Genomic DNA, 23268 nt, shown 5'->3' with positions numbered 1-23268 from the left:
CTCATGATCTCACCGTATCGGGTCCGGGCGAACGACCCGCACACCGTATTGATGGCATATGCCCGCAGTTGTCGGAGGCCACTGGTGCACAATGTGGGACATGTCTGTGGTGCAACCAGCCGAAGTGGATCGTGATGTCATCGATTTCGCGATCGTCGGGCAGTGGATGGATGAGCAGGGCCTACCCCGTGGCGACTTCGAGGAGGTCGCACCGCTGGGCGGCGGCACCCAGAACATCATGCTGCGGTTCACCCGCGGCGGGCGCGACTACGTGCTGCGGCGCGGCCCGAAACACCTGCGCGCCAAGAGCAACGAGGTGATCCGCCGCGAGGCCCGGCTGCTGGGAGCGCTGTCGGGCACCGGCGTGCGCGCCCCCGAGGTGATCGCCGCCTGCCCCGACGAGTCCGTACTCGGCGCGGTGTTCTACCTGATGGAACCGATCACCGGCTTCAATCCGCAGAACGAGCTGCCGCCCCTGCACGCGGGCGATCCGGAGGTCCGGCGGCAGATGGGACTGTCGGCGGTGGAGGCCATCGCGCGGCTGGGCTCGATCGACTATCGGGCGCTGGGCCTGGCCGACTACGGCAAGCCGGAGGGGTTCCTGGAGCGGCAGGTGCCGCGCTGGCTGGGCGAGCTCGAATCCTACGGCGCCAACGAGGGTTATCCCGGTCCGGAGATCCCGGGCGTCGAGCAGGTCGGCGACTGGCTGGACCGCAATCGGCCCACCGACTGGCGGCCGGGCATACTGCACGGCGACTGCCACCTCGCGAACATGATGTTCTCCTTCGACGGCCCGCAGGTGGCGGCCATGGTCGATTGGGAGATGTCGACCATCGGCGATCCGCTGCTGGATCTGGGCTGGCAGATCGCGACCCGCCCTGAGCCGGGCACCACCAAGGGCGCGCTGGTCGGCAAGCTCGGCGAGGTCGGCGGCCTGCCGACGCCACAGGAGATGACCGCGCACTACGGGAAGTTCTCCGACCGCGACCTGAGCAGCGTCACCTGGTACACGGTGCTGGCCTGCTTCAAGCTGGGCATCGTCCTGGAGGGCACGCACGCCCGCGCGTTCGCGGGCAAGGCGCCCAAGCAGGTCGGCGACTTCCTGCACGCCATCACGCTCGAGCTGTTCGATATGGCCCGGGGGCTGATGGAGTGAGCGCCGGCCTGTGCGGACACGATGCGCAGGTTCGCGGCGGTATTCGCCTCGTCGAGCCGAATCGTGACCGCTGAGGGCGAAATGCGTGCCCGCCGCCGTTCGGGCCCGCGCCGCCCGGCGCGGTAACGGCGCCGCGGATCGACCCGCCGGATCAGCTCGCCCTGGTACAGCCCGGCGGTGAGCGGGTGGTAGCCGTGCCTGGTTCCGGGCCGCCACATCGGGCGCTGCGCCGCGAGAATCGTCGCGAGGTGGTCTGCGGCCATATCGCGCAGTCGCACCACCCGGTCACCGATTCCTTACCGCGCGAGCCGAATTCGGGCCAGTGCCCTGCACGCCCGGTGGCCGGTGCGGGAATCGGCGGGAGGTGCGGCAATGTCCGGGCCCGTCCCTCGGGTGCGGGAGATCGGGGTGCGGCGGTGTCGATTCGGCGGTGGGCCCGGTTGGGTGCGCCTCGCGCCGAGTCGTAGGCTCGTCGCGTGCGAGCGCTGGAGCAGATTCGGGAGTGGCCGGTTCGGCATGTTGCCGCGGGAGTTGTCGCCGCGCGGGGCGTGCTGGGGAGCGAGGGTGACGGCGAACGGGTGTTCCCGCTCGCCTCCGTGACGAAACCGCTTGTGGCGTATGCCGTCCTGGTGGCGGTGGAGGAGGGCGCGATCGAGCTGGGCCAGCCCGCCGGGCCGCCCGGATCCACGGTGCGGCACCTGTTGGCACACACCTCCGGCTTGGCCTTCGACACCAATGTGATCATGGCCGAGCCGGGGGAGCGGCGCATCTACTCGAGTTCGGGATTCGAGGTGCTGGCGCAGTTCGTCGCCGAGCAGACCGGATTCGCCTTCGCCGATTATCTGCACGAGGCAGTATTCGAACCTCTCGAAATGAAATCCTCGGTTCTCACGGGTTCGCCCGGGCACGGTGTGCGCTCCTCGCTGAACGACCTGCTCTGTTTCGCCGGAGAGTTGCTGAATCCGTCGCTGCTTTCCGGGCAAACCCTCGCCGCCGCCACCGAGGTGCAATTTCCCGGTCGCAACGGTGTGCTGCCCGGTTATGGCTCGCAGCGCCCCAACGATTGGGGTCTGGGATTCGAGATCCGGGACCATAAAATTCCGCATTGGACTGGTGGCGCGAACTCGCCGCGCAGCTACGGCCACTTCGGGCAGTCGGGCACCTTTCTGTGGGTCGATCCGGAGCTCCGGGTGGCGTGCGTGGCGCTGAGCGACGAGAATTTCGGCGACTGGGCGCGTGCGGTATGGCCGACGTTCAGCGATGCGGTGATCGCGGAGATCAACGGATCGCACGACACGGCCCCGGAGTAACACCCGTAACATCGGGCACTCCAGTAAACTCGGGCAACGCCGGCTCGACAGGATGTTGGGGAAGACGTCCTACGTCGAAGCTGGAGGTGTACTGGTGCGCGGATCGAATCAGTTCGCGGACGCGACGGCGGGTGTCGTATACATCCATTCGTCGCCTGCCGCGCTGTGCCCGCACATCGAGTGGTCGCTCTCCTCGACGCTGAAGTCTCCCGCGAAATTGCGTTGGACATCGCAGCCCGCGGCGCCCGGCCAGCTGCGCGCGACCACCGATTGGGTCGGCCCGGTCGGCACCGGATCCCGGATAGCCACGGCTTTGCGTGCATGGCCGATGTTGCGATTCGAAGTCACCGAGGATCCCAGCGAAGGGGTGGACGGTGAACGCTACAGTTTCTCCCCCGGCCTGGGGTTGTGGCGCGGCGCCACGAGTGCCAACGGCGACGTGATGGTGGGGGAAATGCGACTACGGGAAATTGTGCGGACCGCACGCGAACGCGGCCGCCACACCCCCGCCGAACTCGCCGCCGAGATCGACCGGGCACTGGGCACCGCATGGGACGACGACCTCGAGCCCTTCCGCTGGGGCGGCGAGGGCGCCGAGGTGACCTGGTTGCGCCGCGACGTGGGCTGATTGATCGGCCGCCCTCGTCGCGGCCGTGTCCGGTGCGGACAACGATTCGGGCTCGATGACCGCAGGTCGGCCGGTGCCGTGCGCTCGAGAACCGATCGGCCCCGAATTGGTATCGCGTCATGTGGCACAGTCGTGGCAGTACGCAACGGAGGGAGCGGGGGGTGTACGGGGAGCGGGTGCTCATCGAGACACTGGGGGAGCGAGATGCCTGGACCGCGCTGGCTGTCGACGGGCGCCCGGCGCAGTGGCGGTCGGTGCTGCGTGTGCTCGCGCCGGAGACGCTGCGGGTCGTGGCAGCGGCGTTCGAGCGCGTGCAGACGGTCGAGGCCGAGGCGCCCTCACGATTGCCGGGCGACCGCCGGACGATGACGGTGTCCGCCACGCCGGTGGTGGGGCCGGACTCCCGGGCGCACGCCGTGCAGGTGCGCACCACGCCCGCGGGCGCTGCCCTGCCCGAGCCGTATTCCGTTGCCGCATTCGGATATTCGGCGGATACGCGGGCAATCCACCTCGGCGACCGGGTAGCGGGCTGGCGGGTTCCGGCAGATCGCGCGAATTGGACTGTCCCCGAGGCATTTCGGCGGGCACACCCGCCCTCATGCTCATCGAACTCACCGTCACCGGCACTTCCGACGACCCGGACCCGACCGAGCCGCCCCCTCCGCAATCCCGGCACGCTGCTGTTCGATTCCGGCCAAAGCCCGCCGGAAATACAGAATGACGGTGCCACGCCGGAGTCGACCAACTCTTCTTGTCGTCCCGGAGTCGACCGCCTCTTGTGGTTCTGGTGTCGGCTCGTCTCTTGTGGTTCTGGTGTCGGCTCGCCTCTTGTCGTCCCGGTGTCGGCTCGTCTCTTGTGATCCTGGTGTCGGCTCGCCTCTTGTCGTCCTGGCGTCAGCCCACCCCCTTGTCATCCCGGCGTGCTTTTGGCCGGGATCTCCTCCGCTTACCCATCCAGCACCTTGCGCATCCGCGACTTGTCCAGCTGCCCTTCCCAATTGGCGACGACCAGGGTCGCGACGCAATTGCCGAGCAGGTTGACCGACACCCGCATCGAGTCCATGATGCGATCCGCGCCGAGCAGCACCGCCACGGCGGCAACGGGGATGGAGCCGTGGCCGATGGCGGAGATGGTGGCCGACAACGCCAGGAACGACGAGCCCGGGACGCCCGCCATGCCCTTGGAGGTGAGCATGAGCACGAGCAGCGCCGTAACCTGCTCTCCCACACTGAGATCCACGCCCAGTGCCTGTGCCAGGAAGAGCACGCAGATCGACAGGTACAGGGTGGCGCCGTCGAGGTTGAACGAATATCCGGTCGGAATCACCAGACCCGTGCACGCCCGCGAACATCCGGCCTCGGTCAGCTTGGTCATGATGCGCGGCAGCACCACCTCGGTGGAGGCGGTACCCAGCGCCAAGAACAGCTCATCCTTGATGTAGCGCACCAGCTTCCACGGATGCACGCCCGCGAACACCCGCACGATCGCCCCCAGCACCAGCAGGAACAGCGCCGCGGCGAGGTAGCAGCAGGCGATCAGCTTGCCGTAGCTGCTCAGCGACGACAGCCCGTACTGCCCGATGATGTAGGCCATCGCCCCGAACGCGCCCAGCGGCGCCAGCCGCATGATCCAGCCGATGATGACGAAGAAGATCTGCCCGACCTGATCGATGGCCTGCGGGATCATCGTCGGCACCCGCTCGCGGAACTTCGCCAGCGCCAGCCCGAACAGCACGGCGAAGAACAGCACCTGCAGCAGCTGATTCTCCGCGAAGGCCGAGATCACCGACGCCGGAATGATATTCAGCAGGAATTCGACCGTATGCGGCAGTTCTCCGTTGCCGGTCTTCTTCGCCAGCTGATCGGCGCCCGTGGCCAGTGTCTGCGCATCGATGTCGAACCCGCTGCCGGGCTTGACCAGATTGCCGACCAGCAGCCCGAACAGCAGCGCGAACGTGGTGACGGCCTCGAAGTAGATCAGCGCCTTGACCCCGATCCGCCCCACCGACCTCATATCGCCGACGTGCGCGATGCCCAGCACCACCGTGCAGAACACGATCGGCGCGATCACCATCTTGATCAGCTTGATGAACCCGTCGGCCAACGGTTTCAGGTCCGCGCCGACCCCCGGCCACAGCCAGCCCACCACGATCCCGGCCACGATCGCCACGAGCAACTGCACGAAGAGCGAGCTGTACCACCGCGAGCGGGGCGGTCGCGCGCCGTCATCATCGTCCCCCGAGACCTCGGGAACATCGCTCACCACCGTCATGGCGGGCAAAACTATGCGCTACCTGTACCGCCTGCGTATCGCGCAAGTTACCGGCAGGCTACCTATTTCATATATGAAGTCCGCGGCGCCTCGCCGGTACGCTGGTAAGGCCGTGGCAGGGGACGGCCGACGGATGGTCCCGGATACGCGATCACCCGTCGGCCCGTCGCGTCATAGCTCGGGCGGACTCTCCCCGTCGCGCAGCAGGCGCAATTCCTCCGCCATGGCCTTCAACTTCTCGTCCACGAGGTACCGCAGCTCGATGACCTCGTGCCGCACGTCGATCTGCTCGTACTGCATGAGCACGTAGTCGTCGAGGATGCGCTGCACATCGTCCCGGGTCTGCGTGAGTTCCTGCTGCGTGGCGGCGAGTTCGGCCCGGGCCGCGGCGAGCTGCTGCTCCAGCGATGACATGAAATCCCCCTCGTGTGCCGTAGCGTGCGATGCCAGGAAGCCTACGCGCCGCAGATGACCGCGCGGTCCCCGCGGACGGGAGTTGTCCACAGCTCGTGATCTGTCCACAGCGCCGAACATGAGCAAGGGCGGGCACCCCAGACGGACCGCCCGCCCTTGCGGCACAACGAATTACAGCGGGATGTTCTTGTTGTGGCTGGCCCGCGCCGGAGCCGAGGCGAGCGCCGCGGCAATGGTGGAGCGCGTCTTGGCGGGGTCGATGACGTCGTCGACGACCCCGATCGCCAGCGCGCGGCCGACGCCGCCCGCGATGGCCTCGTGCTCGGCGGTCAGCCGCTCGAGCAGCGCCTCGCGCTCCTCCTCGGGAGCCTTGGCGAGGGCCTTCTTGTGCAGGATGCCGACGGCGGCCTTGGCGCCCATGACCGCGACCTCGGCCTCCGGCCACGCGTACACCGCGGTCGCGCCCAGCGAGCGGGCGTTCATGGCGATATAGGCGCCGCCGTAGATCTTGCGGGTCACCAGCGTGACGCGCGGGACCCGGGCCTCGGCGAAGGCGTGCAGCAGCTTGGCGCCGCGGCGCACCACGCCCTCCCACTCCATGCCGACGCCGGGCAGGTAGCCGGGCACATCGGTGACGACGACGATCGGAATGCCGAAGGAGTTGCACAGCCGCACGAAACGCGCTGCCTTCTCGGCACTTTCGGAGGTGAGGCACCCGCCCATGCGCAGCGGGTTGTTCGCCAGCACGCCGACGGTGCGCCCGGCCAGGCGGCCCAGGCCGGTGACGATGCTGCGCGCGTAGCCGCCCTGCAGCTCCTCGAAGGAGGATTCGCCGTCGACGTTGTCGAGCAGTTCGTTGATGATCGGCTTCACGTCGTAGGCGCGCTTGGCCGACGCGGGCAGCATGGCCTTCAGGTCGACGTCGCCGTGCTCGGCGGCCAGCATGTCGAACTCGCCCTGCTCGGCGAACATCGACACCAGCTTGCGGCCGCGGTTCATCGCGTCGTCCTCGTCGTTCGCGACGACGTGGCACACACCGGACTTCTTGCCGTGCGTCTCCGGGCCGCCCAGGGTGGCCATGTCGACGTTCTCGCCGGTCACCGAGCGCACCACGTCGGGGCCGGTGACGAAGACGCGGCCCTCGGGCGCCATGATGACGATATCGGTGAGGGCGGGACCGTACGCGGCGCCACCGGCGGCGAAGCCGACCACCACGGAGATCTGGGGGATCAGGCCCGAGGCGCGGACCATGGCCTCGAAGACCAGCCCGACCGCGTGCAGCGCCTCGACGCCCTCGGCCAAGCGGGCTCCGCCGGAGTGCCAGATGCCGACGACGGGGAGCTTGGAGCCGATGGCGGTATCGATGGCATCGACGATGTGCTTGCACCCCTCGACGCCCATGGCACCGCCCATCACGGTGGCGTCCGAGCAGTAGGCGACGGTGCGCACGCCGTCGACCTCGCCGATGGCGGCCAGCGCGCCGGATTTGTCGCGGGGGTGCAGCGGGAGCACGGTTCCCGGATCGAAGAAGCGCTGCAACCGACCCAGCGGATCCCGGGGATCGGTGGTGGCGTCCGCCTGGGCGGGGACCATGGTGGTCATCGCGTTCTCTCCTCGAGGGGGTGTGGAGTCGCTGACACGGCTACGGAAGTCGTTGTCCCGGCGGGGCTTTCGCGTAGTGCCGAAAGCCCCACCGGGACCGCTGTGCGGAGAACCGGTCCGAGCGTGTCAGTACCGGCCGAAGGCGAGCGCGACGTTGTGCCCACCGAAACCGAACGAGTTGTTGATCGCGTACTCGATCTCCTGGCGGCGGGCCTCGCCGCGCACGACATCGAGATCGATCTCCGGGTCCTGGTTCTCGAGGTTCAGCGTGGGCGGCACGATGCCGTCCCGGATGCTGAGCACGGTGAGCACCGACTCGAGGGCGCCGACGGCGCCGATCGAATGGCCCAGGGCAGACTTGGGCGCATAGACCGAGGTGTGGCTGCCGACGGCCAGATTGATCGCGTTCGCCTCGGCGGTGTCGCCGATCGGTGTCGCGGTCGCGTGCGCGTTGACGTGCGTGATGTCGTGCTTGGTCAGACCGGCGGTCTGCATGGCGCGCGTCATGGCTCGGGCAGCGCCCTTGCCGTCGGGGGCGGGGGCGACCAAGTGGAAGCCGTCCGACGTGATACCCGCGCCCATCAGGCGGGCGTGGATGGTGGCTCCGCGCGCCTTGGCGTGCTCCTCGGTCTCGACGACCATGAGCGCACCGGCCTCGCCGAAGACGAAGCCGTCGCGGGCGGAGTCGAAGGGGCGCGAGGCGCCCTTCGGGTCGTCGTTGCGGGTGCTCATCGCGCGCATCATGGAGAACGCGGCGATCGGCACGGCGTCGATGAAACCCTCGACGCCACCGGTGACGACCATGTCGGCGTCGCCCATCACGATCATCCGCCACGCGTTCGCGATGGCCTCCGATCCCGACGAACACGCCGATACCGGCGTGACCACTCCCGCCCGGGCCTGCAATTCCAGACCCACCACGGCGGACGGCCCGTTCGGCATGACCATCTGAACTGCCAGCGGCGAAATCTTGCGATAGCCGCCGTTCTTCAGCTTGTCGACCGAGTCGATGAGCGCGTCGCCGCCGCCGAGGCCGGTGCCGATCGCCACACCGAGCCGCTCGGGGTCGACCTCGGGAGATCCGGCGTTGCGCCACACCTCGCGACCGAGGACGGTCGCGAGCTGCTCCACATACGCCATGCGACGGCATTCGACCCGGCTGAGCAGGGTCTCCGGACGCACCTTCAGATGTCCGCCGATGCGGACCGGAAGGTCGTATTCCTCGACGAAGGAATCCTCGAGAACGTCGATACCGCTCTCGCCGTTGAGGAGTCCCTTCCACGTCGCATCGACGTCGCCCGCGATCGACGTGGTCGCCGCCAGGCTCGTTACGACGACGTTGGGAAAGTTCCCGTTCAAGGTGGAAGGAGTGGTCACGGTATCGGGCCCTTTACTCGCCCTGGCCGAACTTGGCCTTGAGCTCCTCGGCCGCCTCAGCGTTCTCGGCCTCGAGCTTCTGGATGTAGCCGACGGCGTCGCCGACGGTCTTCAGGCTCGCCAGATCCTCGTCCGGGATCTTCACGCCGTACTTGTCCTCGGTCTGCACGGCGATCTCGACCATCGACAGCGAGTCGATGTCCAGGTCGTCGACGAAGGACTTCTCGATGGTCACCTCGGAGGGCTCGATACCGGTCACCTCTTCGATGATCTTGCCGAGCTCTTCGACGATCTGTTCCTGGGTCAGAGCGGCCACTTCGTGGCTCCCTTCTTGTTACTCTCTGGGGTTTCTTCGGTCTGTGTTCTTCTTCGGAACGAGACGAATGATCGTTTCTTCCGCCTCGTCACGGCCTGCGTCGTTGCGTGCCGCGTGGAAAGCTATCCGTTAGCCAGCAGATCGGCCAACGCGGGGATGTCCTCGGGGGTCTTCAGCGCCAGATTCGGGGTGCCCTTGAGCTCCCGCTTGGCGATGCCGACCAGGGTCCCGGCGGGTGGCAGTTCGGCCACTCCGGAAACCCCTGCCGCGCGGACGGTTTCGGTGCACAGGTCCCACCGGACGGGCCGGGTCACCTGTGCCGCGAGCTTCTCGATGGCGTCTTTGCCCGAGGTGACCGGCTTACCGTCGTAGTTCGACAGTAGAGTCCGGGTCGGCTCGCTCACGGTTATCTGTGCGATGGCCTCCGTCACAGCGTCCTGGGCTGGCGCCATGAACGCGGTATGGAAGGCCCCGGCGACGGGCAGCGCGCGGATGCGCGCCTTCTCCGGCGGGTTGGCCGCCAGTTCCGCCAGCGCGTCCAGCCGTCCTGCCGCCACGATCTGCCCGGCCGCATTGCGGTTGGCCGGGATCAGGTCGAGTTCGGCGAGCCGGTCGAGCACGGCGGCCTCGTCACCGCCGAGCACTGCGGACATGCCGGTCGGTTCCAGTGCGCACGCCTTGGCCATCTCCGCGCCGCGGATAGCGGCCAAGGTCACGGCCTCGTCGGGGGAGATGACCCCCGCGACGGCCGCGGCGGCGAACTCGCCGACCGAATGTCCGGCGACGATGGTGTCCGCCGGAACCGTGTTCTCCGAGATCTCCGCGAACGCGAGCAGCGCCGCGGCGACAACGAGCGGCTGGGTCACCGACGTGTCCTTGATGTCGTCCGCCGTAGCGGTGGTGCCCAGCTGCACCAGATCCAGGCCGGAGGCCTTGGACCACAGTTCGAGACGGTCACGCGCGCCGGGAAGATCGAGCCAAGGCGCGAGCATGCCGGGTGTCTGAGAGCCCTGTCCAGGGGCGTACAACGCGATCACGTCTCTACAAAACACCGTGTGGACCCTCCGCGGAGATGTCGACGCGAATGAAGCTTGTCGATCGCTTTTGTGTGGACCCCACAAAACGGCACGTGGGATGTCGGGATCGACCGATTCGCCCGAGCTGTTACATCCCATCTTCGTAAAAGGTGGCGGGAGAGGCCTCTGGGGCGGAAGTTGGCGATTCGTTACGAGTTCGTGTCAGACGACCTACTGTGGCGGCAATCCGGAGCACGTAGGCATCGCGGGGATTCATCGGATCCCGGCCCGTGATGTCGCCGATCCGCTTCAGCCGATAGCGCACCGTATTTGGATGAACGAACAGCTGGCGGGCGCAGGTTTCGACGGCCCCACCGCAATCCAGATAGGCATCCAGGGTGTCGGCCAAGGCCGACCCGGCGGCGGCCAACGGTAGCACAAGATACTCGTTGAGAGCGTCGACCGCAGCCCGATCGCCGAGCAGGGCCCGTTCGGGCAGCAGTTCGGAGGCGTGCACCGGCCGCGGCGCCCCGCGCCAGCCCACCACCGCCTCCATACCGGCCATCGCCTCGATCGCGCTGACGTGCGCGGCCGACAGCGTGCGGGTGGTCGGTCCGATCACCACCGGACCGTCGGAGAAGGCCTCGGCGAGCAGGTCGGCCAGTAGCGGCGACGGGTAGGCGGTGTCGCCCAGGTGCCCGCTGACCACCATCACCAACCGCGAGCCCTGTACTACCGCCAATGCCGCATGGCCGTGCCGCGCGGCGAGGGTGTGCACCGATCCCACCACCGCGACCTGGTCCTTGGGCGGCGTGCCGACCAGCACCGTCGCCGGGGCGGTGGCGTCCCAGTTCAATGTGGCCGCCCGGGAGAGCATTTCGGGCCCGGTGTCGCCGCGCACCACGGCGTCGACGACCAGCGCCTCCAGCCGCGTGTCCCAGGCGCCGCGCGATTCGGCGGCGCTGGCGTACACCGAGGCGGCCGCGAAACCGAGTTCGCGGCCGTAGCGCAGCACCGCCTCGGTCAGCGCGACCAGCTGCCGGTCGTTGCGGGCGAGCGCGGGCAGCCACTGCTCGAAGAACTCCATGGCGACCCGGACCATGTCGACCGTCTGGCGCAGGGTCAGCCGCCGGGCCAGATCCTGCGGGATGACCTGGAAGGCGTCGAGGCTGAACCGGATATCGCTCTCCGGATCCTGCAGCCACTCCAGAAAATTCACCACGGCGGTCTGCACCAGCATCTGGACGCCGGCCCGCTGTGCGGCATCCAGGTCGCCGAAGAACGGCAGCCGGTCCTCCATCGACGCGATCGCCTCGGTCGACAGCCGCCCGGAGAACTGCTTCACCCGCTTGAGCAGGGTGTCCGGAAGCGGGTCGCGGGTCTGCTGGTACGGCGAGAGCGCGCCGGTCGGGAGGTATACCTCGTGCTCGGACGAGGTATCGGAGACCCGGCGCGGCCGCGGCGGTTTACGATCCACTGCTCAATACTCTCCTGCGGGGGCGTCGGCCCCGCATCCCCATGATTCCGGCGCGCCGCAGCTCCGTCGTCCCGGTGCACCTGCCATGTATTCCCGGCATGCTCTTGGCGGGGATCCACCGGGAGATTCCGGCCGAAAGCGCGCCGGGATGACGTGAGTAAAGCGCGCCGGAACGACGTGAGTGGGGCGCGCCGGGACGACGGGGTGGGAAGTTCACGCCAGTTGTTCTTCGGTGCTCGTCGACACCTCGGCGGCGTTCACGTCGTCGATGCGGTAGCGCGACGCGGCCTCGGTGACCTTGGCGGCGTCGATCTTTCCCGCGCGGGCCAGGGCCTGCAGGGCCGCGACCGTGATCGACTGGGCGTCGACGTTGAACACCCGGCGCGCGGCGGGACGGGTATCGGAGAAGCCGAAGCCGTCGGTGCCGAGGGTGACGTAGTCGCCCGGGACCCACTTGCGGATCTGGTCCTGGACGGAGCGCATCCAGTCCGAGGCCGCGACGAACGGTCCCGCATTGCCCTCCGCGGACCCGGGAGCCTGCGACAGCACCTGCGTGACATAGGGGACGCCGGGGTCGGTGCCGGTGTCGCGCAGCGCCGCGATCTCCTTGGCCACGGCCTCTTTTCGCAGCTCGCTGTAGGAAGTCACCGACCACACATCGGCCTGCACACCCCACTCCGACGCCAGCAGCTCCTGCGCCCGTAGACCATCGGGAACGGTCACCCCGGACACCAGGATCTGAGCCCGGACATCCCCGGCGCCACCGCGCTTGTACAGATAGATACCCTTCAGCAGACCCTCGATATCGAGGTCGTCCGGCTCGGCGGGCTGCTGGTAGGGCTCGTTGTACATGGTGATGTAGTAGTTGAGATTCTCGCCGCCGAAGGAGTCGTTCCGCATCCGCGGATGCGTCCCCGGCAGCGCCGTCGACCCCGGCGCGGGTTCACCGCCTCCGTACATACGCCGCAAACCGTCGCGCACGATGTGGGCGATCTCGAAGGAGAACGCCGGATCGTAGGCCACCATCGCGGGATTCGTGGACGCCAGCAACAGCGAGTGGCCGTCGTTGTGCTGCAGGCCCTCGCCGGTCAGCGTGGTTCGCCCGGCGGTTGCTCCCAGGATGAAGCCGCGCGCCAGCTGATCGCCCGCCGCCCACAGTCCGTCGCCGGTGCGCTGGAATCCGAACATCGAGTAGAAGATGTACAGCGGGATCATCGGTTCGCCGTGGGTGGCGTAGGACGTGGCCACCGCGGTGTAGGAGGCCGTCGAACCGGCCTCGTTGATGCCCTCGTGCAGGATCTGCCCCACTTGACTTTCTTTGTAGGCAAGCATCAATTCCGCGTCGACCGATGTGTACAACTGACCGTTGCGGTTGTAGATCTTCAACGAAGGGAACCACGAGTCCATGCCGAAGGTGCGGGCCTCGTCCGGGATGATCGGCACGATCCGCTTGCCGATCTCCTTGTCGCGCAACAGCTCCTTCATCAGCCGCACGAACGCCATCGTGGTCGCGACGTTCTGCTTGCCCGAGCCTTTGCGGACCGAGCGGTAGGCCTCGTCGCCGGGCAGTTGCAGAGGCTTTGCCGAAGCGCGGCGTTCGGGCACGAAACCGCCCAGGGTGCGACGGCGGTCCAGCATGTACTGGATGGCCGGATCGTCCTTGCCCGGATGGTAGTAGGGCGGCAGGTAGGGGTCGGCCTCGAGCTGCTCGTCGGTGATCGGGATGCGCTGCACGTCGCGGAACGCCTTCAGGTCGTCCAGCGTCATCTTCTTCATCTGGTGCGTGGCGTTGCGGGCCTCGAAATGCTTGCCCAGGCCGTAGCCCTTGATGGTCTTGGCCAGGATCACTGTCGGCTGGCCCTGGTGCGCCAGCGCCGCCGCGTACGCCGCGTAGATCTTGCGGTAGTCGTGGCCGCCGCGCTTGAGGTTCCAGATCTGTTGATCCGACAGGCCTTTCACCAGCTCCTTGGTGCGCGGGTCGCGGCCGAAGAAGTGCTCGCGGACGTAGGCGCCGTCGTTGGCCTTGTAGGTCTGGTAGTCGCCGTCGGGGGTGGAATTCATCAGGTTCACCAGGGCGCCGTCGCGGTCCGCGCTCAGCAGCGCGTCCCACTCCCGGCCCCAGATGACCTTGATGACGTTCCAGCCGGCGCCGCGGAAGAACGACTCCAGCTCCTGGATGATCTTGCCGTTGCCGCGCACCGGGCCGTCGAGGCGCTGCAGGTTGCAGTTGATGACGAAGGTCAGGTTGTCCAGGCCTTCGTTGGCCGCCACCTGGATCAGGCCGCGCGATTCGGGCTCGTCCATCTCGCCGTCGCCGAGGAACGCCCACACGTGCTGATCGGAGGTGTCCTTGATGCCGCGGTCGTGCAGGTAGTGGTTGAACCGGGCCTGGTAGATGGCGTTCATCGGGCCCAGACCCATGGAGACCGTGGGGAATTCCCAGAAGTCGGGCATCAGGCGCGGGTGCGGATAGGACGACAGACCGTGCCCCGGTCCGCCGTGGCTGTACTCCTGGCGGAACCCGTCGAGCTGATCCTCGCCGAGGCGGCCCTCGAGGTACGCGCGGGCGTAGATGCCGGGGGAGGCGTGGCCCTGGATGAAGATCTGGTCGCCGCCGCCGGAGTGGTCCTTGCCGCGGAAGAAGTGATTGAAGCCGACCTCGTACATCGCCGCCGAGGAGGCGTAGGTCGAGATGTGGCCGCCCACACCGATACCCGGACGCTGCGCGCGGTGCACCATGACCGCGGCGTTCCAGCGGATCCAGGCGCGGTAGCGGCGCTCGACCTCTTCGTCGCCGGGGAACCAGGGCTCGTTCTCGGTGGGGATCGTGTTGACGTAGTCGGTCGAGGTCAGCGACGGGATCGCGACGTGGCGCTCACCGGCGCGTTCGAGCAGGCGCAGCATCAGGTAGCGCGCGCGGCCCGGACCCTCGCGGTCGAGCATCGCGTCGAAGGACTCCAGCCACTCGCTGGTCTCCTCCGGATCGATGTCCGGTAGGTAGGACGCCACCCCCTCGCGGATCACGCGCACACGAGCCCCGGCCGGTCGTGTGCTTGCCGACTCCGCGCCGGTGGGGGCGCCGGTGGCGTTGGAACTCGACGACATCGGGTGCATCAGATCTGTCAAAATCAAAGCTCCTCGTACAGGGGTGGACAAGCGGATGGCTCTAACCCCGGGTAGCCGCGGATGGCGGCTATCCGTCACGCAGTTCTGGGGCGCATCTCACATCCTTGTCGATGATGCGTCCCAGGTCATCATGTCAGCCGGAAATCCAGTACCGTTCTCCAGGCGACCGCGATGCCTGTGCCGCCCCGCCGGGCACCGCGTACGCCCCCAGATGAACCACCGCCGAGGGATCGAGAAGCGGGGAGGACGATGAAACTGCTGAACCCACGTGGGTTCGGATTGGCGTGCGCGACTGTGGCGGTCGGCACGGGACTAGTGGTAGCCGGATGCTCCAGCTCAATCCACGGTACCGCGACCGTGAACCAGGCGGACGCATCCGCGTTCCGGACCGAGATGGCGTCGTCCTCGGCGGCGGCCACCTCCTCGCAGAAGGCGGCGGCGGAGTCGAAGGCCGTCAGCGAGAACTGCGCTCCGTTCCGCGATATGGCCGGAGCGGCGACGACCAAGTACAACGAGTTCGTCGACGCCCACGACGCCAACGCGCCGGACCAGGACGCCAAGCGCGACACCTCCGCACAGACCTGGGAGGACGCCGCGCACACCGTGGAGACTCGACTGCAGGCCTCGGGCCCGGCGCTACCGGCGGACCTGGCGCAGAAGTTCACCGCCTACGCGGTGGCGGCGCGGGAGCTGGCGGGCGAGGCCCGCAAGATGACCTACACCGCGCCCGTCGGTCCGCTCAACGACGCCAGCAAGAAGGTCAACGACGCGTTCGCCGCGGTGCGCGATGCCTGCCCGGCGCGCTGAGGCCGCGGCGCACCCGAACGTCCCGTCCGGTCTTCGACAGGCCGTCGACCGGGATTCGCCGCAGCTCCGGGGCTTCGGGTGGCGGCTGTTCACGCGACATTTCGGAGACCAAATGGGCGGATCGGCTTGCGCTGCGGCCGATAACCATGTTCGCTTGCAACTATCTATTGTCGGCAGTTGAGGAGGACACCACCGTGGTCGCCGCGGCGGACGCGCAGAACAACGCTCAGAAGCTTGGCATTTCACACGGAATGGTGGTTCAAGAGCTGGGCTGGGATGAGGACACCGACGACGGCCTGCGGTCGGACATCGAGGAGGTTATCGGCTCCGAGATGGTCGACGACGACACCGATGAGGTGGTCGACGCCGTCGTGCTGTGGTGGCGGGACGGGGATGGCGACCTGGCCGACGAGCTGATGGATGCGATCGGCCCGCTGTCCGACGACGGTGTCATCTGGGTGCTCACCCCCAAGACGGGCCGGCCCGGCCACGTCGATCCGAGCGAGATCGCCGAGTCGGCGCCGACCGCGGGTCTGACATCCACCACGCCGGTCAGCCTGGGGGTGTGGACCGGGACCAAGCTCATGCAGCCCAAGACGCCCTCGAAGCAGCGCTGACCGATCGCTCGACTAGGGTTGTGACCGAGTGGGACCGTGCCGCCCGCTTACTGCGCTGTCCGCTGTGACAGCCGTGCTCGCGTGCGGCCACCGATCACAGGAGGACTGCGCATGCCGCTCGAAGAGGGCACGGTCGCACCGGATTTCACGCTGCGGGACCAGAACAACCAGGACGTGCGCCTGGCGGACTACCGCGGGCACAAGAACGTCCTGATCGTCTTCTACCCGTTGGCGTTCACCGGCATCTGCCAGGGCGAGCTGTGCAAGGTGCGGGACGAGCTCCCCAAATTCCAGAACGACAACGCCGAGATCCTCGCGATCTCGGTGGGCCCGCCACCCACGCACAAGATCTGGGCGGCGGAGCAGGGCTATACCTTCCCCCTGCTGTCGGACTTCTGGCCGCACGGCGCCGTAGCCCAGTCCTACGGCGTCTTCAACGAGAAGTCCGGCTTCCCGAACCGCGGCACCTTCGTCGTGGACAAGGACGGCATCATCCGCTTCGCCGAGATGAACGGCCCCGGCGAGCCCCGTGACCAGGCGGCTTGGGAGAAAGCGCTCGCTGCATTAGATTCATAACCCGCTGCGTCGCCACCCTTCGGCAACCCAGCACCTGCCCCGCCGCTCCCACGGCGCGGGCCCGGGCGTATAGCTCAGTGGTAGAGCACTGGTTTTACACACCAGCGGTCGGGGGTTCGAACCCCTCTGCGCCCACTCGGTTCTTGCAGGTCGGGGACTTCTGCGGGGGATTATCGGGTGGCCCTAGTTTGAATCTGGCCGGCGAAGTGGCCAGGAACCGGCCAACGTGCGGTGGCTACGTTCCCGAAGCCTTGTCGCTGAACAGTGCGTCGCCCGCTCCGGCGAGGGCTTCCTTGTAGGGGTGGGCATAGACACGACGCGGCCCTGCCTGATTTCTACGGTGCCGGCGGTGACGTCCACCGCGTCTCACTTGAGGCCCATGATCTCCGAGCGGCGGAGTCCGCACAGTGATAGCAGGAACAGTGCGTACAAGCGGTGCGAGCGCACGTGCTTGCGGAATCGGCGGCTGTCGTCGCGGGTCCACACCTGGAGGTCTTCGGTCCGCACTGTGGGGCGACGAACGTGCCGGGCGACGTTGCGGGGCAGGATGTTCTGCTGCACAGCGTCTTCGAGTGCTGCTGCCAGCTGGACCAGCATTGTGGTCACCGTCTGCTCGGAGACGTCTTCGGGTTCCGGTGCTGGCGGGGTTCTCGGCGCCAGCGTGTACAGGCCTCGGCGGACGCGGGTGAGGTGGCCGGACCGGGTGAAGGCGGGTGAGGTACTGGCTGGCGTTGGGCCCGAATTTCTCGACTACTTCCGAAGATCGGACGCCGTCCGGGTGGCTGCTCGTGAATTCGAGGATGGCGGTGGCGGTTTCGCTAGTGGCTTGTGACCGCTGCGCTCCTCGGTCAGACGCCAATCCACCAGGTCGTCGAGATGCTGTTTGGTGAGTTTCTGCAGCGGTAGGTTGCCGAGTCGGCGGGTCACCGGCTTCAGCGCGTTGCGGGTAGCCTCCAGCGTGACGCGGCGGACATCCCGCCTGCCGTCCAACCAGTTCTTCAGGTACTCGCCGACCGTGATCGTGGTGCGAGGGGCATAACGGCCCTCGGCGACTTCGGTTGTGATCCGGCGGTATTCGCGCCGTGCCTCCTTGAGCGTCGAGTAGGTGAACCGCTGTCGCTCGCGGGTGCCGTCCGGTTTGGCGCCGACATCGACGCGAACCAGTAGCTCTTGGCGCCGTTGCCGGCGGTGTGGGAGTTGATCGGTTCGGACCATCTCGAGCGTCACGATTCGGTTGTCATGGTTGTGTATCTCCTTGTCTGGGTACGTTTTTCGGCTTTCCGGTGAGTTCTCCAGGGGTGAGGATCCTCCTTTCCCGTGCCTTGGCGAGCCACCACCGCACGGTGTCGGGGCGGGGTTGCTTCTTCGGTTCTGGTTCGACGCAGGCGGCGACGTATTCCGGGATCGGCTCAGAAGTTCACGCCGTACTTCGCTGCCAACATCCCCACCTGGGATGTCATCCCCACCGACGCCCAGTACGGGGACATCCTGCAATGGGTTGCCGGATGGTCCGTCGATGACCAGGAATCCGGATACCTCACCGAACCTAAAAAGATCGCCCTCGCGATCTGCGGCGAACCGTAATCGTCAGCGGCGCTGCGCGATTGCGGCCCGAAGCGCCGACAGCGCACCGCGCAGCGCCAACCCGGCCGCGACCAGTGGAGTCAGCAGAATCCATGGGCGATGCCGGTTGTAGTCGGTGTAGAACCGCAGCGCCGAGCGGTGGTGATTGAACACCTTCCGGAACGGGGCGTGTCGGGTGCTGCCACCCTCTCGATGCCGGATCTCGACGTCCGGATCTAGCACCACCCGATACCCCGCTCGGTGCATGTCCAGCGCGATCTTGACCTCTTCGAAGTACATGAAGTACCGCTCGTCGTACCCGCCGACTGCTTCGAAGGCGGACCGTCGGAACAGCATGCAGCAGCCGGAGATCCAATCGACGTCGCTGACCACCTCGACTGGTCGGCCAAAGTAGGCGACGGTCGCGGGATTGGACTTCCACACCGCTCCGAGCAGCGCATGGATGATGCCGACGGCGACGCCGGGGAACTTCCGGCCGGTCGGGTACGGCCTCCCGTCCAGCTGAGCGATTCGTGGCCCGATCAGCCCGACCCGGTCGTCGGTCGTGGCCGTGTCGACCAGCCGAGCGATCGCTCCTGGCGAGAGCACCGTGTCGGGGTTGGCCACGAGGATCCACTCACCGGAACCTTTCGCAGCGCCTTGATTGATCGCGCGGGTCAGGCCGAGATTCTCGCTGTTCCGGATAACGGTTCCGCCGTGCTGCTCGACCACGTCGGCGCTGTCATCGGCCGACGCGTTATCGACGCAGATCACGTTGAGAGTGAGCGGTTCGACCGCCGCGTGGAGCGTCGGCAGGAACCTTGTCAGGTCTTCCGCGCTGTTGTAGGTGACGAGGATCAGGTCGACAGTCTTCTCGTCGGGGCTGGGCATGCGGGCGAATCTATCAGTCGCGTCCCGGCGGTGTGTTTGGCATGACTGACAGTGGCAGATACTAGGCGTGCCACATGGAGGATCATTCTGGTGGATGCGCCGGGCTCTGAGTTCGTATGGTTGACGGCGCGGGTCATCTCATCGGTCTATTCGGCGGTGAGTGGATCCAAGTCGGCGCGTGGGCCGTCCTAATAGTGCGAAGATGACCTGATCTAGTGAGGGGGACTATGGCGGATCCTGTGGAAATCACGCCGGAAGATGTGCACGCCGCGGCGGACTGGCTGGAGGCGTCGGCGCGGGAGTTCGGTACCGATCTCGGCAATCTGATGCGTGAGGTGCGGTCGTTCGTCGGTGGCGACTGGAACGGGCCAGCGGCCGGCACGCACGGCGAGGCGTGGGACGAGTGGGAGCAGGGTGCTCGCCAGGTCGTCACCGGTCTCGAACACGATGCCGCGGCACTGCGCCAGGCTGCGAGCAGCTTCCGCAGGACCGAGCAGGGCAGCGCTGCATCGATCACTGCGACCGGATCCGGGACGGTGTAGATGAGCGGCAGCGACTTCCGTGTCGATCTGGCCGGGATGCAGTCGCTGGTCGACCAGGCCGGCGATCTCGAGAAGCGGATCGAGGACCGGCTCCGCGACATCCAGGCCCGCGTCGCTGAGCTGCACATCGGCTGGTCCGGCCAGGCCGCCGAGGCGCACCGCGCCGCCAGCGCGGAATGGGCGACGGGCGCGGCCGAGATGAATACCGCACTTGCTGAGCTGCGTGCCGCGCTGGATTACGCGCGATCGGTCTATCAGCAGGCAGGGCTGACGAACGTCGGGATGTGGCCGGGATGACCGCGCCGACAGTGCCGCTCATCGTGCACCGGGCCGACGAATACCATTCGGCCGGTGAGGTTTTCGGGCAGATGTCCGCCGATGCGGTCACCACCCACTCCTCGCTCGTGACCGTGCTGACCGCGTATGCGGGCATGGCGGGCAGCGACAGCGTCGGCGCGCAGTGGGCGGCCGGCTACGACGAAGCCGCCCAGCTTGCGATCTCGACGTCATCACAGCTGGCGACCTCGTGCGGCCAGATCCGGGACCTGATCGTCGTCGGCGCCCACAATCATCAGGTCGCCGAGGCGGCCGCGGACCGCCGTGACCTGCCACCGCCACCGGAGCCGCCGCTGTCGGTGCCGTTGTGCCTGCCCGAGGACGCACCGGCGGCGGCCGGGGACGGGATCCCGGAGCCGTTCGGCTGGTCGTTCGTCAAGGATGCCGTCGGCTTCGGGTGGCCGAACGGGCACCAGGATCAGCTCAATGCGGCCAAGACTGCCTGGCACACGGCCGCTGCGGATTACCGCACTATCGCCGGTCAGACACCGCAAGCGGTGGAACTGCTGGCAAATCAGCAGTCTCCTGAGATCGAGATCGCGGTGACCACCTGCCAGGACCGGCAAGGCGACCTCATTGCCCTCGCTGATGCCTGTCAGATTCTCGGTGATTCCTGTGGCGAGTACGCGACTCATCTCGATGAGGCGCATCACCGGATCCTCGACGAACTCAAAGACCTCGTCGTCGAAACCGTCGCTGCCGAAGCGGCTTTCGCGGTATTGATCCCGTTCACCGGATCGCTGTCCGAGTGGGTCGGCAACTCGGCACTGGCGGGTCGCATCGCGATGAAGACCCGCCGCATCGCGACCATCATCGGAGAATTGGCCACCAAGGCAGCCCAGATCGTCACCGCCGCGATCAAGCCGCTTGTCGAGCGCCTTAAACCACTGTTCGAACGTGTCCGCAAATGGGTGGATGAAGCCAAGACGAAACTGTCAAAGGACGGTGGCGGCATCAAACCGGCGGGCTTCAACTGGGAGAAAATCAGTGGGATCGTCCGTGACGCCAAGAACGGAAAAGGCAACTTCGGTGTCGGCAGCGGCACCGCACAGGAAGCAGAAGTGGCAGGCAGGTCGTGGGTCGGCCCGAATGCTAAGCTCTCCTCAGACGGAAAAACGCTGGTGAGCGAGGACGGTCTACGCCAATTCAGGCCTCCGAGTTTCAAGCCGAATCTTGGAATGTATCAATCCAATTTCGAATGGAGGAATGTTCCCAATGGTCGATGGCAGGGCAACGGCCACATGGATGTCACGGACTTGCCATGAAGCCTGAACTGAAACGTCTCCACAGTCCCGACGCGGATCTGACCAGCGGTGACTTGCCTGCGGATGCGCTGTTCGTGCAGCTGATGATCGGCCCCGAGGACTCACCGGGCGAAGAGTCGTTCGACGTCATGGTGTGTACACCGGAATCCCGGGATACCGTAGTCGATCCAGCTGATCCGGAGTCGGGGGAATACCTGTTGGTGGTCGATCGGATCGATGCTGATCTGATCGAGAGGCAGGTGCGTGAATACCTGCAGGGCCTGGAAGCGTCGACGTGGCAGGAACTTGCGCAGAAGATCGGGAAGCTTGGGAAGTGGGAATTCCAGGACTACCAGCCGTGACCGTATCGATGGGCGATTTCGAATAGCTGATTTCGTCCACCGCTTCGCTCAGGCTCCCTCGCGGGGCCGATTTCGTTCCTTGTGCCTTGGGGGCACCGGATGCTCGAACTTCGCCACCTATTCTGATAGATCGGCCGCCTATGACAGATATTCAGCAATGGGAGCAGCAGCTCCAGCAGGAACTGAACGAGATCCGCAGCAGCAGCCGGCAACTCGCCAAGGCCGTGGCAACGGTTCGGGGCCGCGGGGAGGTGCGTGGCGTCGTCGTCGAGGTGAACGTCGACGGCGACATCACTGACCTGCAGATCGCCCCGGGAGCGCTGCGGTGGACCAGCAGCCAACTCACCACAGCGATCGTCGACTGCCATCGCAAGGCACGGACCGAAGCCCAGAGCAGAGTCAAGCGTCTTGCCGCCAAAGCGGATCCCCGCATCCGGGATCAACTCCAGCAGCCACACAGCGGAGGGGATCGGCCGGAGGCCGACCGCAGTCCGAAGACGGAGGAGGAGATCCAAGCCGCGGATGACGCGTACTTCGAACGCATGAACCGCGGTGCTTGGAGGCAGTGATGGCAGGATTCGTAGGGTCGTGGTAGCACGGGACTTGCCGCAAATTGGATGACGGCAGCCGCTTCGTCGTGATCAAATGCGCTGACCTTCTGCCAACATGGGGCCACAGATCTCGCTCAAGCGCGGTCGAGGTTCGCTGAGGCGATGGCACACGTTGAAGCAGAGCAGTTACGCATTCACTGGAACCGGTGAGTCACACTGTTGAGTCCAGAGACTTTGATGTACCCCCGGGACTCTCCGGGGCGGTCCGTCCCCGCCCTGGCTAGCTCCTCGATTGTGGTGGATTGTGCTGCCGGAGCTCGTACCGTCGCGATACCGTCGTCATGGGACGATCGGAGGGGGATCGCATGAAACACACCGGCTTTGGCGGGCTTGTATCCACAGATACATGGCAACGGTTAGTCGACGGCGGTGCGCCTCGCCGCTTCCAGCCGGGCGAGTGCATCGTCCGCCAAGGGGAACTTGGGACACATGTTGTCTTGCTGGTCAACGGAACGGTGAAGGTCGCGAGATCTGAACGGAATGGGCGTGAAATCCTTCTTGCGTTGAGGGGACGTGGTGAGGCGCTAGGGGAGATGTCCGTGCTGGACGGTGGGGGCCGATCAGCGAGCGTCATCGCGGTCGGCGTATGCGACACTGCCATCCTCACGGCAGACAGGTTCCAGAAGCTCATCGACGAACTCGACCTGTCCGCCGTCCTCCTACGGCACGTTCTTGGTCGGTACCGCGAGAGCGAGGAGCTTCACGCCGAAGCTCTGGATCTGCAGCCTGCAGAGCGGATTGCGCGGTGTCTCCAGCGCCTCGTCGCTGTAACTGGTCCAGAACTCAACCTAACTCAGGGAGACCTGGCCAAGGCGGTGGGGCTGGCGCGGTCCACCCTCGCTTCCGAGATCGCGGTGTTACGCCAAGCGGGGGTGGTCGACACCCAATACGGTCGTCTGATGGTTCGCCACCCTGAGAGCTTGCGCACGTGGCGTGGATCACACGATCCTTTGTCCGGCAGCGGACATTCTTCCTGAGCCAAACCAGGCATGGTCGAGATGTCGGTTTTCGTCGAGAGGAGTCCA

Annotated in this window: 24 protein-coding genes and 1 tRNA gene; 14 read left to right on the top strand and 11 right to left on the bottom strand. The window is 66.6% G+C overall.

Annotated features, from left to right (window positions below):
- Positions 1-100 precede the first annotated feature (100 nt).
- From ACYVLQ_RS15885 to ACYVLQ_RS15870, 4 genes are all read left to right on the top strand, one after another.
- Positions 101-1156, top strand: coding sequence for a phosphotransferase family protein (locus ACYVLQ_RS15885; protein ID WP_460698226.1), 1056 nt, complete (start codon positions 101-103; stop codon positions 1154-1156).
- A 476-nt stretch (positions 1157-1632) separates the two neighbouring features.
- Positions 1633-2466: a serine hydrolase domain-containing protein gene (locus tag ACYVLQ_RS15880; RefSeq protein WP_460698225.1), complete on the top strand. Its 834-nt coding sequence runs from the start codon at positions 1633-1635 to the stop codon at positions 2464-2466.
- A 94-nt stretch (positions 2467-2560) separates the two neighbouring features.
- Positions 2561-3094, top strand: a complete 534-nt coding sequence (locus ACYVLQ_RS15875) for a DUF3145 domain-containing protein (RefSeq protein WP_460698224.1) — start codon at positions 2561-2563, stop codon at positions 3092-3094.
- Positions 3095-3255: 161 nt separating this feature from the next.
- Positions 3256-3954: a GAF domain-containing protein gene (locus tag ACYVLQ_RS15870; protein WP_460698223.1), complete on the top strand. Its 699-nt coding sequence runs from the start codon at positions 3256-3258 to the stop codon at positions 3952-3954.
- An 86-nt stretch (positions 3955-4040) separates the two neighbouring features.
- Here ACYVLQ_RS15870 and dctA read toward each other — a convergent pair whose 3' ends face one another.
- The 8 genes from dctA to aceE form a co-directional block, all read right to left on the bottom strand.
- Complete coding sequence (gene dctA / locus ACYVLQ_RS15865) at positions 4041-5366, bottom strand: C4-dicarboxylate transporter DctA (RefSeq protein ID WP_460698222.1); 1326 nt, start codon at positions 5364-5366, stop codon at positions 4041-4043.
- A gap of 171 nt (positions 5367-5537) precedes the next feature.
- Positions 5538-5780 (bottom strand): hypothetical protein, encoded by a 243-nt coding sequence (locus ACYVLQ_RS15860; protein WP_460698221.1) that lies wholly within the window; start codon positions 5778-5780, stop codon positions 5538-5540.
- Positions 5781-5951: 171 nt separating this feature from the next.
- Positions 5952-7382 carry an acyl-CoA carboxylase subunit beta gene (locus tag ACYVLQ_RS15855; RefSeq protein WP_460698220.1) on the bottom strand — a complete coding sequence of 477 codons (1431 nt, stop codon included), beginning with the start codon at positions 7380-7382 and terminating at the stop codon, positions 5952-5954.
- A 126-nt stretch (positions 7383-7508) separates the two neighbouring features.
- On the bottom strand, positions 7509-8759 hold the full coding sequence (locus ACYVLQ_RS15850; RefSeq protein WP_460698219.1) for a KasA/KasB family beta-ketoacyl-ACP synthase: 1251 nt from the start codon (positions 8757-8759) through the stop codon (positions 7509-7511).
- Positions 8760-8772: 13 nt separating this feature from the next.
- On the bottom strand, positions 8773-9075 hold the full coding sequence (gene acpM, locus ACYVLQ_RS15845) for a meromycolate extension acyl carrier protein AcpM (RefSeq protein ID WP_068016080.1): 303 nt from the start codon (positions 9073-9075) through the stop codon (positions 8773-8775).
- Positions 9076-9197: 122 nt separating this feature from the next.
- Positions 9198-10112, bottom strand: a complete 915-nt coding sequence (locus ACYVLQ_RS15840; RefSeq protein ID WP_460698218.1) for an ACP S-malonyltransferase — start codon at positions 10110-10112, stop codon at positions 9198-9200.
- A 127-nt stretch (positions 10113-10239) separates the two neighbouring features.
- The gene (locus ACYVLQ_RS15835) at positions 10240-11568 is read right to left on the bottom strand and encodes a PucR family transcriptional regulator (protein ID WP_460698217.1); all 1329 of its coding nucleotides are present in this window, start codon (positions 11566-11568) and stop codon (positions 10240-10242) included.
- Between the two features lie 213 nt (positions 11569-11781).
- Positions 11782-14694 carry a pyruvate dehydrogenase (acetyl-transferring), homodimeric type gene (gene aceE / locus ACYVLQ_RS15830; RefSeq protein WP_460698216.1) on the bottom strand — a complete coding sequence of 971 codons (2913 nt, stop codon included), beginning with the start codon at positions 14692-14694 and terminating at the stop codon, positions 11782-11784.
- Between the two features lie 357 nt (positions 14695-15051).
- Between aceE and ACYVLQ_RS15825 the strand changes: the two genes are divergently transcribed.
- The 4 genes from ACYVLQ_RS15825 to ACYVLQ_RS15810 all read left to right on the top strand — a co-directional run bounded on the left by ACYVLQ_RS15825 (position 15052) and on the right by ACYVLQ_RS15810 (position 16829).
- On the top strand, positions 15052-15501 hold the full coding sequence (locus tag ACYVLQ_RS15825; RefSeq protein ID WP_460698215.1) for a hypothetical protein: 450 nt from the start codon (positions 15052-15054) through the stop codon (positions 15499-15501).
- Positions 15502-15695: 194 nt separating this feature from the next.
- The gene (locus ACYVLQ_RS15820) at positions 15696-16118 is read left to right on the top strand and encodes a DUF3052 domain-containing protein (protein ID WP_460698271.1); all 423 of its coding nucleotides are present in this window, start codon (positions 15696-15698) and stop codon (positions 16116-16118) included.
- A 111-nt stretch (positions 16119-16229) separates the two neighbouring features.
- A complete protein-coding gene (locus ACYVLQ_RS15815) occupies positions 16230-16694 on the top strand; it encodes a peroxiredoxin (RefSeq protein WP_460698214.1) in 465 nt (154 codons plus the stop codon).
- A gap of 63 nt (positions 16695-16757) precedes the next feature.
- A tRNA-Val gene (locus ACYVLQ_RS15810) sits at positions 16758-16829 on the top strand.
- A gap of 231 nt (positions 16830-17060) precedes the next feature.
- On the opposite strand, the gene ACYVLQ_RS15805 is transcribed toward ACYVLQ_RS15810, so the two are convergent.
- The 3 genes from ACYVLQ_RS15805 to ACYVLQ_RS15795 all read right to left on the bottom strand — a co-directional run bounded on the left by ACYVLQ_RS15805 (position 17061) and on the right by ACYVLQ_RS15795 (position 19148).
- Positions 17061-17291 carry a hypothetical protein gene (locus tag ACYVLQ_RS15805; RefSeq protein WP_460698213.1) on the bottom strand — a complete coding sequence of 77 codons (231 nt, stop codon included), beginning with the start codon at positions 17289-17291 and terminating at the stop codon, positions 17061-17063.
- 153 nt (positions 17292-17444) lie between these two features.
- A complete protein-coding gene (locus tag ACYVLQ_RS15800; protein ID WP_460698212.1) occupies positions 17445-17921 on the bottom strand; it encodes a hypothetical protein in 477 nt (158 codons plus the stop codon).
- Between the two features lie 360 nt (positions 17922-18281).
- Positions 18282-19148: a glycosyltransferase family 2 protein gene (locus tag ACYVLQ_RS15795; RefSeq protein WP_460698211.1), complete on the bottom strand. Its 867-nt coding sequence runs from the start codon at positions 19146-19148 to the stop codon at positions 18282-18284.
- 227 nt (positions 19149-19375) lie between these two features.
- Between ACYVLQ_RS15795 and ACYVLQ_RS15790 the strand changes: the two genes are divergently transcribed.
- From ACYVLQ_RS15790 to ACYVLQ_RS15765, 6 genes are all read left to right on the top strand, one after another.
- Positions 19376-19690: a WXG100 family type VII secretion target gene (locus tag ACYVLQ_RS15790; protein WP_460698210.1), complete on the top strand. Its 315-nt coding sequence runs from the start codon at positions 19376-19378 to the stop codon at positions 19688-19690.
- Entirely contained in the window at positions 19691-19987 is a 297-nt protein-coding gene (locus ACYVLQ_RS15785; RefSeq protein ID WP_460698209.1) for a WXG100 family type VII secretion target, read from the top strand.
- On the top strand, positions 19984-21291 hold the full coding sequence (locus tag ACYVLQ_RS15780) for a WXG100-like domain-containing protein (protein ID WP_460698208.1): 1308 nt from the start codon (positions 19984-19986) through the stop codon (positions 21289-21291). Before ACYVLQ_RS15785 ends, ACYVLQ_RS15780 begins: the two co-directional genes overlap by 4 nt.
- Positions 21288-21632 (top strand): Imm8 family immunity protein, encoded by a 345-nt coding sequence (locus tag ACYVLQ_RS15775; RefSeq protein ID WP_460698207.1) that lies wholly within the window; start codon positions 21288-21290, stop codon positions 21630-21632. The genes ACYVLQ_RS15780 and ACYVLQ_RS15775 overlap by 4 nt, the downstream gene beginning before the upstream one ends.
- A gap of 140 nt (positions 21633-21772) precedes the next feature.
- Entirely contained in the window at positions 21773-22201 is a 429-nt protein-coding gene (locus ACYVLQ_RS15770) for a YbaB/EbfC family nucleoid-associated protein (RefSeq protein WP_460698206.1), read from the top strand.
- 347 nt (positions 22202-22548) lie between these two features.
- Positions 22549-23220 (top strand): Crp/Fnr family transcriptional regulator, encoded by a 672-nt coding sequence (locus ACYVLQ_RS15765; protein WP_460698205.1) that lies wholly within the window; start codon positions 22549-22551, stop codon positions 23218-23220.
- Positions 23221-23268 lie beyond the last annotated feature (48 nt).

Source organism: Nocardia thraciensis (genome assembly GCF_054782435.1).
The sequence above is the reverse complement of the archived record's forward strand: the minus strand, read 5'-3'. Positions and strand labels throughout refer to the sequence as shown.